At 61.8% G+C, this 280-nt stretch carries 1 protein-coding gene; it reads right to left on the bottom strand.

The window, feature by feature from the left end; translation table 11 throughout:
- On the bottom strand, positions 1-266 hold a 266-nt coding region (locus AAEZ10_RS27270; RefSeq protein ID WP_350571791.1), incomplete at its 3' end, for a hypothetical protein.
- Positions 267-280: the final 14 nt, after the last annotated feature.

The following is a 280-nucleotide window of genomic DNA, read 5'->3' as shown; positions in this document are numbered from 1 at the left end:
AAGCCATCCTTTGCCGGTCTGACCACGACGCCTTGCGCAATGACCTGCCTGTTTTGCAGGGCTTCGGCCCGCGCGCGCGGTACGCCCTGCAGCTCCCACTGCTGCCGGTCTGGCAGAATCAGGATGGTCTGCACCATCGGCATGCTTCCTTTCAGTACCAATTTGCCTTCCAGCGTCAGGAGCTTGCCTGCGGAAGACGCCGCGGCCGCGCATCCGAAGAGGGCAAGGATCGCCAGCACCGCCGCGATCGATAGAGACTTGTTCATGCTTTCCTTACAGG

Source organism: Pseudomonas sp. H26/SER47-MNA-CIBAN-0231, from assembly GCF_040310465.1.
In the GTDB taxonomy this organism is placed as follows: Bacteria; Pseudomonadota; Gammaproteobacteria; order Pseudomonadales; family Pseudomonadaceae; genus Aquipseudomonas; species Aquipseudomonas atacamensis.
The sequence above is the reverse complement of the archived record's forward strand: the minus strand, read 5'-3'. Positions and strand labels throughout refer to the sequence as shown.